The sequence below is a fragment of the Microbacterium sp. MRS-1 genome (assembly GCF_000585455.1).
Taxonomy (GTDB): domain Bacteria; phylum Actinomycetota; class Actinomycetes; order Actinomycetales; family Microbacteriaceae; genus Microbacterium; species Microbacterium laevaniformans.
In genome coordinates, this window is the sequence record NZ_JAUF01000072.1 from 1 (window position 1) to 10267 (window position 10267).

A 10267-nucleotide genomic window follows, 5' to 3' on the forward strand; every position below is an offset into this window, starting at 1 on the left:
GTTCATACGCAGCCGGGCTCTGCCTCTCCGCAGCCTTGCAATGGATTTAGCAACACGGCCTAGGCGGTCCAGCGCCTTCCGGAAGATCGATTCCCCGTACCCGTGCACCCGCCGTGTGAACCCGGCACCGCCGGCGAGCGTGTCGTACAGGTAGATCTCCGCCTCCTGCCCGTGGTTACCGCCCGGTGTCAGCGCGGGGCGGTACTCGGCCTGCAACTCGCTCGCGTCCACGTCGAGTTCACCTGTCGCGGCGATCGTGAGCGCTTCCGCGACGGTCCGAAGCGCCACCTGTGTGGACAGCAACTCCGGGCGCAGAGTGAGTGGCTTCTCGACGCTCAACCGCACGAGCAGTACATCGGAGATGAAGTCGGTACCCAGCACGAGACCCTTCGTCGAACCTGCTCCTTGACACTCTTGCTCGCGCTCGTCGGGGAACGGCTTGGTGTGGGGGCCGGCGACGATGCCCGTGGCACCATGCGTCGGTTCGATCAGCCCGCATTTCGTGCAGTATGTGTATCCCTCGCCGCGCGGACCGGTGTTGGTGACCAGCAGTGTGTCCCGCCGGTAGGTCTGCTCGAGGCGGGGTGTGACGTGATCCCAGGCTTCTTCGCGCTCCGGGCCCTCAGCGACAAGTTTGGCGCGCGTGGCGTAACTGTTCGCCGGCGCGTCGTCCGGGCTGGTGCCGGGATCGTCATTAGCGCGGTGGGCGAACCCGGGCGGTCGCATCCAGTTCATCGCCTTACCGAACTTGCCGGGCGCGCCGCACGCGTCACAATCACGCTCCTCGCCGCGCTGGGCCTGGTCTGCCGGCACGTGCTTGGCGTAGTGGCACACCTGGCATTCGAAGTAGAGCATCTTGTCGCGCCACGCTTGAGCTCGTTCTTTGTGCATCGGCGCGTAAATGGCGCCGGAGGTCCATTCCTTGTTGTCGATCCACACCACCTTGCCGGGTGCGTACTGGGTCAACGCGACCGGCAGGCCCTGGCTCGGCGCATACCGGAACTCGGTGTGGAACCGTTCCGACTTGGCACGGTCGAAGACGTGGAACGCCACCACATCGGTCGGGAACGCGTACCTCGGCAGCACCCCCTTGTAGAGGAGGCGATCGAGCAGATTCGACTGGCTGCGCTGCTCGGTGGGCACCTCAGCGCCGTCCTCGCCAGCATCGCCGTCCTCGACCACGACCTCTTGTGGGGCGGCGTCGCCATCTTCCGGTTCGGGCAGCTTCCCATCGGCTTGCAGGTCGAGCGCGTCATCGATCGCGTCGAGGGTTGCTGTGATCAGGCCGTCGAGGAGACGCGATCGGTCCGTTGCGGTCAGCTCGGCCGGCAGCCACGACGCGATGTCGTCTCTCAGCACGGTCTCATGCTCGGTCAGCCACCCTTCGAAGTCGGTGCGGTTCAACGGTGACGTGGTGCCCACGAACCCGCGGACGGTGCCGAGCACTTCGAACAGTTGCGGCTGATCCTCCGGGTCGATCTCGGGCAACCTGTCCTGGTTGTACCGCTGCAGCAGGTAGGCGATGACATGCCGACGGGCGATCTCGTCGTTGTCCAACGTCAGCACCGGGTCGTCCACGTCACCGCGGATCATCAGGTGCGGGTTACGGAAGTAGTGGTCGTCGTGCGTGTCGGCACTGCCGAATGCGACGACCGTGGCAACCGCGTTGCCTCGACGCCCCGCACGTCCCGCCCGTTGTTGGTAGTTGGCACGCGATGGCGGCATGTTGCGCAGGGCGACTCCCGACAGGCTGCCGATGTCGATGCCGACCTCCATCGTGGTCGTGCATGAGAGCACGTCGATCGCGGCGCGTTCCTGTTCCCCCGGTCGGGGCAGTCCGACATCGATGTCCTGGAACAGCAGTTCGTACTCCTCGGCACGTGAGAAGACCGCGTCGGATTGGGCCGCATTCAACTGGGCGGTGTGCTCCGCGGCGATGATGCTGAGGATGGGTCTGTGGGGAGACTGCAGGGCACGTTCGGCGCTCTGTCGGTAGTAGCCCTTGCGCGCCTGGAAGACCTCGTCGGTCGTGGGGTCGAGGGTGCGCACCTGGTTCTGGTTGCAGTTGACGCAACGGGTTGATCCCGGGAAGGGGCGCTGGGTGAACCGGCACCGCTCGCAGTATCCCCACAACCCGCCCGACTCCAGCGCGACCGTGCCGGCGAGCAGCCGATACTTCGCGCCCTCCAACTCGCAGAACGCGGGAAGCAGCACCGGAAGCCACTCATCCTTGAACTTCTTCTTCGCCGCCGGCGTTCCCAACCAGCGGTCGACGGCCTGGAATCTGCCGGTGTGGGGCTTCACGCCACCCTTCTGCCGCCACCACTCCGAGGTCATCGTCGGGAACCAGATGCCGCGTGTGGGCGTCGCCCACTGCGCGAGCCACAGCCGGACCAGGGCGAGGCGCTGCTCGTCGGTCGTGGCGACACTATCGATGGCTGGCAGATCCGCGAGGAGATCGTCCCGCAGGCTGGCCTTCTCCCGGATCGACGCGAGTCCCAGAGACGCCAGTCCGTAGTGTTTGTCGGTCAGGGCCAGGTAGATCGCGCGCAACAGGGCCTGCGGGGGCGGGGAGGTGAGCATCAGCAGTTCCCCGCGCGCCTCCTCGTTTCCCGTCAACGCCCCGTTGTCGAGTGCCTTGCCCACCGCTTTCAGAACGTGCAGGGACTCTGCTTCCCGTAGTTCCGGACGCAGCCGCACCTCGAGTTGCTTGGCTCCCACCATCACCGCCAAGTACAGACGCTCCAGGCTCAGATGCTTGCCAATGCCCGGCTGGGCGGACAGTTCTTCCCACCCCTTCAGGATCAGCGGCCGGATCACGTCTCGCATCGAATACGCCTGCAGGTTGGGTGCCAGACGTGCAGCGACCTGACGCGAGTCGGAGAACGCCAACACCTTGCGGCCGCGCAGCGGCGCGAACGTGGAGTACGGGGCGCTGGGCGGCTGCACCTCGATCTGTCGGGTTACGAGTGCCTGGAACGGCTGGTCACCCTTGGTCTGGTGGTCCTGCACAGAGGAGCGGCCGAAGAAACCCGCCAACTGTCCGCAAACACCGCACGGTTTGAATTCGCCGTCCGCTTCGGCGTGGTCGTCCCCGTCATCACCATCGTCGTCGCTGGTCACCTTCTCACCGCTGCGCAGCTTCGGGAGAAAAACGACGCGGCCGCGGACCGGCGGCTTGTCCGGATCGAGCCGGCCAGTCACCAGGTCAATCTCGGCGACCTGAACCTCCCCGGCCTGCGGTTCTTCCAGCAACAGGTCGAGGGGAAACAGCTCGGGGACCGCGCCGGCGGTGGTCTGGAACGCGCCGCCGCTCTCATGCCACAAGAACGTCGGATGCTGCAGATCATCGGTGTAGCCGCGCGCGTAGGCCGAACCGCAGTGACGGCAAGTGTAGAACTCGAACACCCGCGCCCCGCAGTCGCAGGTGGCCTGCGGTTGCGGGTACAGCTTGCCGATCGGTCCAACGCCCGCCGGCAGACCGTCACGGTCGACGGCTGCGCACTCGGGATCGATACATGCCCACAGTCCGGGAAGCCCTCGGAAGAACGCATGCACCCGGCAAGGCAGCAGGCCCGCTTCCTCGGGGGTACGGCGTGCGGCGCTGCCCAGCGCGACGAGGGCGGTAACCGCCTTGTCCGCCACCTCAGTGGCAACTCCGGGGAACACCGCGGTGCCAAGCTCATGCAACGGTTGCGCTTTCTGCATCGTCTCGTTGATGAGCAGGTTCATCGGCTCGTAGCCGGTCAGGGCGTCGTATAGCAACGCCGCGACGGGACGGTCCCGATCGTCCACACCGCGGTCGACAAGCAGGTCGGCGACCGCGACCGCGCGTGCCGGTTCCGTCTCCGCGTTGTAGAAGTCCGTGAGCGGAAGGCCGGCGAGCAGCGTCGCCGCAGCCTGGGTGCCCTGTGCGGCATCGGATCGCAACGCCGGTTTGCTGGTGACCGTCCGGAAGTCGGCTTCGTCCTTTCCGGTCAGTTGCGCGGCGAACGCGCGAGCATACTCGGGGGTGCTGAAGCTCGCGCTCGTTGTGATCACCTGGACACGATCCGGTGTGATCCCCAGCCGGGATCGCAACCGGCGCAGCAGCAGTGCGACCTCGGCGCCCGCGGCTCCCCGGTACAGGTGCGCCTCGTCGACGATCAGTAGGAACTTCTCCTCCGGGTTTTCCGCCAGCCACTGCCGGGTGTGGTCGAACACAGGCCGCTCGAGCGGCCTCATCAGCATGTACTCGAGCATCGAGTAGTTGGTGATGAGCACGTCCGGGGGTGCGGCGAGGACCTCGTGGCGGGTAAGGAGTTCCGGGTCATCCGGTCCCATCACGGCCCTCGCGAACCGCCCGCTCTTCGCGTCCTTCCACTTCGAGCCCTTGGGTCCGAACCATGCCTTCAGGTCGGGTTTCGCGGGCCACTTGCCCCGCGCCTCCAGCTTCTCCTTGAGCTTCTTCGCCTGTGCATGCCCGGGCGCTTTCGGATCGGCAGCTTTGTCGATCAGCAGCAGGTAGAAGTCCTCGATCGATCCGAGCCGCTTCTGGTCCTTCTTCACCGTCCGCACACCCGGGTACAGGGTTCGGCTGGTGTAGCGGGCAAAACGGGCGGGGCGCCCCGCCCAGGCATGGAACTGCGTCGTCAGCCGCGGGTCGCCCAGCAGCAGCCGCAGACGCCCCAACTGGTCGTTGACCAGCGCGTTCATCGGGTAGAGGATCAGCGCGCGCACGGCGGGGCCAGCGAACGAGTCCGGCCGGTGCTTGGCTTCGGTGGCCAGCTTGGCGAGCATCGGCAGCAGGAACGACTCGGTTTTCCCGGAGCCGGTGCCGGTCGTGATGGCGAGGCTGTTGCCGTCGCGGGCCGCCCACTCGATGGCTTCTGCCTGATGAGTGTAGGGCGGATCGTGCAGCAATCGGTCGAGTGCGCCGACCTTCTGAGTGAGCGGGGTGAACAGGTCGTGGACGGCGTCGTCGACGTCGAGCTCCGCGAACGTGCGGTTCGTCTGATACCGCGGGGTGCTCTCGATGAAGGGAGCTTTGAACAGAACCCCCTCAGTCAGCAGCAATTGGCGGCGCTGCTCGATGATCGTGGGGTGACCGACGTGGTAGGTGGCCTCGATGTACTCACGTAGGGCCGACTGGATATCGTCGATCGTCTCGGCGATCGTGGGAGTGTCAGACGCCATGTGGTGCCTCCTCTTGTGTCATCCACAGCATGTCATTCAGAAAGGTTCCGACGCCGTCAGCCGCGGCGGCGGGCACACGGAACGAGAACAGCGCACCCGTCGTCTTCCCGAGCGACAGCCCGACGAACTGCAGGTAACGTTCCGCGAAACCCGGCAGCGGCGAGAAGAAGTCGAAGACGAGGTCACCGCCGGCTACGTCGCCCGCGCGGCGTCGGAATCGTTGCGGCACGCCACGGGCAGCGTCGACGGCCGCCTGATAGCGCCATGCCTCGTCGCGACCGGGCAGGACCGGATTGTCGACCGGCCACTCCAGCAGACGCGACGGCACGCCATGCTCGCACCGAGCCAGACACCACAAGTCGGCGCCGTAAGCCTGCGGCCGGCGGGCGATGAAGTCTCCGGTGTCTGAGGCCGCCGGCGGCCGCCAACGGCCCGCGTAGTACCGGACCGAGGATGCCGGGTCGAGAATCTGAATGTCCTCGAGGTGGCCGGCGAGGGCGGCGGTGTCGAGGCGCACCCGAAGTTGATCGAGAAATGCGGTCGCAGTTTCGATGGCCGGTCGGGCGAGCCAACGTTCTCTAGAAACGCAACGCAGCCCCCGGTCGCGGAGTTGCGTCGGCCCGTCCTCCGCATCGAGGCTGATCGACCGTGTCGGGCCTTCATAGTCGATCATCTGGGCGAGATCGTCCAGGATCAACGGCACACCGAACGGTCGAATGCCGGTGAGCAGGTAGCGTCCTGGGTGTCGTTCGATGAACGACGGCGGCGCCAAGTACAGCAGCCGCGCCGACTGGCCTTTGTCGTGGCGAAGCTCCAGCAGGTCCCCGGAAGCGACCAGTTCATCCAGGATCTCCCCGATGCCCGACCGGGTGACCGCACCGGCACCGGCGAGTGGCTGCACGGCGCCGTACACGGCATCGGCAAGTCGTCCAGGACTCGCCGGGCACAGGAACGACGCGGCCCGGCGCAGCGCGGCGGCCAGCGCCTCGAGCGAGGTGAGGTCGATGATGTCGGGGTCCAGGCCGAGAGTTCGTATCGCCGCGGCGGCGGCGGTCTCGGCCGTGAGCTGGTTGATCTGCATCAGAAGCTCCGTTCCACGCCGTCGGCGTCGTTGAGGGCCCGGGTGCCGAGAACCGCGAACCGTGCGGCGCGGTAGAGCAGCGGAGTCTGCATAACCTGCTCGAGCAGGAACGTGATCTCGTCTTTGGGCCACTGGAGAAGATGCCCGGGGCGGCCGGCGAGCATCAGCAAGAAGCGGGACACCGCCGGGTGATCGCCCAGCCCGCTGCTGGCGAGGTGCGGTGCGATGACGGTGTCGAACCCGCGCAGCAGACTCCCGGCCGACAGCCACCTGTAGAGGCTGTACGCGATGGCGGTCGCGAGATCCTTGTGGGACGTAGAGATCCCGACGGCCTGCTGCATCTCGGCGAGCAGGTCCGCGACGTCCTGCGCGCGAGCAACCTTGCGTTCGATGGCGACCCAGTGACTCCCTCCGATGATGGTCCCGATCGCGCAGGCGATGGCGTCACCGATCACCTGCTGCTGATACACGACGAACGCGTCCGCCGGCAGTTCCGCGTTCAGCCACCGCGCGTGTGCGTCGACCAGTTGGCGGACGTCGGTCAAGGTGCGGCCAGCGGTCGGCACCGCGGGGCGCAGGGCGGGTTGCTGGAGGAGCGCGTTCGGTTGGGTGGGGAGGATGAGAGACGCCGACGCGTCACCGGCGCGGGCGACGACAAGTCCCCCGCGCGGCGGGGCACTGATGTCGGCGCCGACCGGGCGCGGCACGGCGACGGTCGGCGACTGCACATCGTAGAACTCGACCGTCGTGGCGTCGCCGTCGGTGCGGTCCACCAGGCGAGCGTGGACGTGTCCCTCGTGGCTGCGCGCGAAACGCCACCGCAGCGGTTGGAAGCCGCGCTCACAGGTCAGGGTTGCGAAACCGACACCGGCGCGAGCGACGGTGATCACGCAAGACTCTGCGTCATCGTAAGCGTCGCTGAAACGGTGATCCTTACGGATCGCTTTGGCGAGCGTGGTCCACGCTTCCTCATCGACGGGCAGGTCGATGGACCGTCTCAGGTCTGCGATCGACTGCCCGTGCTCCCCACGCAGGCTCACCTCGATGTCCGCCTCGGCACCGGCGGGCCCATCGATCACGAGCTGGGCGCGTTCGTCCCACAGTTCGCTGAGGGTCGGGCGGGCGGGGGTGGAGAGCAGACGGATCCCCTCGCCGACAGAGGCGCCCTCAGGGCGGATCTGTGGGTCTCGAATCGTGATCACGAGGGAGCCGACGGTCATCGGGCGGTCATCGTCTCCCAGCAGACTGACACTCGCGACGTGGGTGCCGACGCTCAGGCCCTGCAGGGAGAACAGCTGTTCGGCCTGCCCGGCTGGCCAATCAAGGAAGTACACGTCCCCGCCGATCGTCAGCCGGCACCGTTGCGGGGCCAGTTCGGATCGGATCCCGAGGATTGCCGGTTCCCCCGCAACCCATTCGGCTTCGCCCTCACCATCCCATGCGCTGGCGACGATGCCGACCGGGCGGATGGCGACGTGAGTGAGCACAGCGATGCCGCCCGCGGTCAGCGCGGCGGCATCCTTCTCGCTGACCTGCTCGGGGACCGTGAGCTCGTAGCCCCGCACCCCCTCAACGTTGATTCCCACCTCGGCGATCCACGGCACCGTCGGCGGGGTCAGCGAACTCGCCCCGATCAGCAGGTAGCGGTGCCCAGGGCGAACCAACTTGCCCTTCACTTCGGTCGCCAGGCCCGCGCCTTGACGGCGAAATAGCCACCACGGCCCCGGGGTGATGACGCACTGGTCTGCCAGGATCCGGTTGGTCTCCGCCTGCGCCCGGTCCAGCCGCAGGAAGGCTTGATCGGTACGCGGCCACGTCGCGAACTTGACCGATTGGCCGGGGTAAAGCAGTCCGCTCGGCGGCACGTGCCGGTCGGCACCATTGACGAAACCCCGCGACACCCGCAACTGCCGGAACACGTCGGGCAGCCCCGCCCCCAGCGGCGTCAAGTCGGGGAGCTCCGCATGGGCGTTCCACTGGTCCCCCAGACGCAGATACAACCGCGGATCGGTCGCGCGTGGCTGCGTGTGCGGCGCCGATGCTGTCTGCCCCTGAGTCGCGGTCGGGCGAAAACCACGCGCCCGGTGCGCGGACTGCTGGGCCGTTCGCAGCCAGTGATGCGCCTGCTGCTCTTTGGACAGATCAGTCACGATCCGCTCGAGCGTGGAGTTGAGAAGGTAGGGGCTGGGTGAATCGTGCCCCGACAACAGCGCGGTGGCGACCTGCCCGACAAGGGTGGTGTTCTCGCAGAAGATGCGGAACCGCTCGGTGTACGACCCCGCTCGTTGCGCCAGTCTCAGGCCGAGGGCGGGTGGGTTGTCGAGCAGGTCCGAGGTGAGGGCAGCGCTGAACTCGTATAGCAATTGGGCCAGTTGTCGCTGCAGGTAAGTCGGCAGCACGCCGTGCGTGATCGGCCAGGCGATGATCGTGAACGTCGCAGCGAAGGCGCCAGTCGGCACGGCCCCGCCATATGCCGCCGCGAACTTCGTAAACCACGACTTGATCAAGGCGCGGTGCTCAGAGCGCCAGCCGGGCGTGCGCCGCTCGAAGCTTCGCCAGTACTCATCCCCGACATAGTCGTAGCCGGCCTCAGCGGCGTAGACGACGAACGGCAACCACCACCGACGATGGCGAGAGCCGAGACCTTCGGACACCGCTGTCCGCACCGTCGCGATCAGCAGATCAAGGTCTTCGGCAGAGAGCTCATGTTCGAGGGCGAAAACGGGCGCAGCGACTTCTAGAAGCGCGCGCTCATCCCGCATCCCTCTGAAATGGGTGTCAAGGCGCGCGTGAAGATGCTCCAACATCTCGTCGGCCGTGCTCGACACCACCTCAGACATGGATGCCCCCTCCCACATGTCGCACTCCGCTGTATCCATATCAGTGTGGTCGATACCTCCGACGTTGCCCCAACTTTCGCCATTCCGGCACGAGTTTCCCGCGCTGCCAGGCTCCCGGCGCCGAGAAACCGCGCCCATCGATGCCGGCGCGCATCGCCGGTTCCGACGATCCTCACCAGTCGATCTGCTTGGTCGGCATCCGAACGCTGCGATTGATGGCGTCGCGCGTCGGATACTTCGCGCGGACCCGCTCGGGGATCGGGGTCCGTTCAACGGGCTGATCACGCAACCCCAGTACCACGCCGAGCTCAGTCACGCGGGCTGCGGTCTCACGTGAGATGGGGTGTTGGGGCAGGTCTACCCGTCGCCGCTTGTTCGGCCAGAGCGCCACCAATGTGCCGCCGGCCGCCCGCTTCACCTCGCGCACCGCGTGGTTCACAACAGCTCCCAGCTCGGGCTCGCTGACGATAACGACGACGAAGAGATGGCCGAGACCGCCAAAAGCGAAGCTGCGAACCGCAGTCTCCCGGAATCCGTCGACCGTGAGCGCGCTGTAGTTCCCGCCGGCGTAGAGGAAACCCTCGTCGTTGTGCCCGATAAGAATATGGGCGTCTCGAGGAGGCCGTCGAAGCTCGTACAGTTCAGAGAAGCGTGTCGATGGCAGCCCGTAGGCGTCCCGCTGACCCCACATCCCGATCAGCGCTGCCCGGTACAGCGACGTCGCCAATGGCAACACCTCGGGAGCCGACACGTAGGCGCGTCGCCGGAGGGCGAGATCGATCGCTACCTGTTTCGCAGCAACGTCAATCTCCCGTAGCCACCCACTGTTGCAGTCACGACAGATGCCATCGAACTGCTTGTCGAACTGGCTGAGATTCTCGACCCGACTCGTGCTCTCGCCGTCATAGTCGTGCCGCGCTGAGATCAGGTTCGGGAGCCGCGGGAAGTACTCGCCCCAATCGGCAGGCAGCCAGTGCTCCTTACTGAACTTGACGCCGGACGCACCGCAAAAGGGACACCGTCGCTGCCGCCCCGTTGCACCGTCACCGTTCTGTCTTCCCACGGCTCCAGGCTAAGCGCGAGCACCGACGGCGAGATCGCTGACGTCCTAGGGCGTGTTGATCAAGAGGTTCCGCTCCTCGGTGGGTGAGTCTTGAACGGTGACGCGACA

General features: G+C 66.5%; 5 protein-coding genes. 1 reads left to right on the forward strand and 4 read right to left on the reverse strand.

All coding sequences use genetic code 11. The features are described 5' to 3' along the window. Window positions 1–4902: DEAD/DEAH box helicase (locus AS96_RS11775; RefSeq protein WP_231477253.1), on the reverse strand; the 4902-nt coding region annotated here is incomplete at its 3' end. Here AS96_RS11775 and AS96_RS15760 point away from each other — a divergent pair. Further along, window positions 4894–5121, forward strand: coding sequence for a hypothetical protein (locus tag AS96_RS15760; RefSeq protein WP_231477254.1), 228 nt, complete (start codon window positions 4894–4896; stop codon window positions 5119–5121). The two genes, AS96_RS11775 and AS96_RS15760, sit on opposite strands and share 9 nt — an antisense overlap. 43 nt (window positions 5122–5164) lie before the next feature. Here AS96_RS15760 and AS96_RS11780 read toward each other — a convergent pair whose 3' ends face one another. The 3 genes from AS96_RS11780 to AS96_RS11790 all read right to left on the reverse strand — a co-directional run bounded on the left by AS96_RS11780 (window position 5165) and on the right by AS96_RS11790 (window position 10159). Beyond that, entirely contained in the window at window positions 5165–6256 is a 1092-nt protein-coding gene (locus AS96_RS11780; protein ID WP_036289954.1) for a hypothetical protein, read from the reverse strand. After that, entirely contained in the window at window positions 6256–9096 is a 2841-nt protein-coding gene (locus AS96_RS11785) for a hypothetical protein (RefSeq protein ID WP_036289957.1), read from the reverse strand. Before AS96_RS11785 ends, AS96_RS11780 begins: the two co-directional genes overlap by 1 nt. Before the next feature lie 172 nt (window positions 9097–9268). Next, window positions 9269–10159, reverse strand: coding sequence for a hypothetical protein (locus tag AS96_RS11790; RefSeq protein WP_036289960.1), 891 nt, complete (start codon window positions 10157–10159; stop codon window positions 9269–9271). Window positions 10160–10267: the final 108 nt, after the last annotated feature.

Coding starts and splice junctions, on each gene's coding strand:
- AS96_RS11780 (WP_036289954.1), bottom strand. CDS start 6,256: ATGCAGATCAACCAGCTCACGGCCGAGACCGCCGCCGCCGCGGCGATA.
- AS96_RS11785 (WP_036289957.1), bottom strand. CDS start 9,096: ATGTCTGAGGTGGTGTCGAGCACGGCCGACGAGATGTTGGAGCATCTT.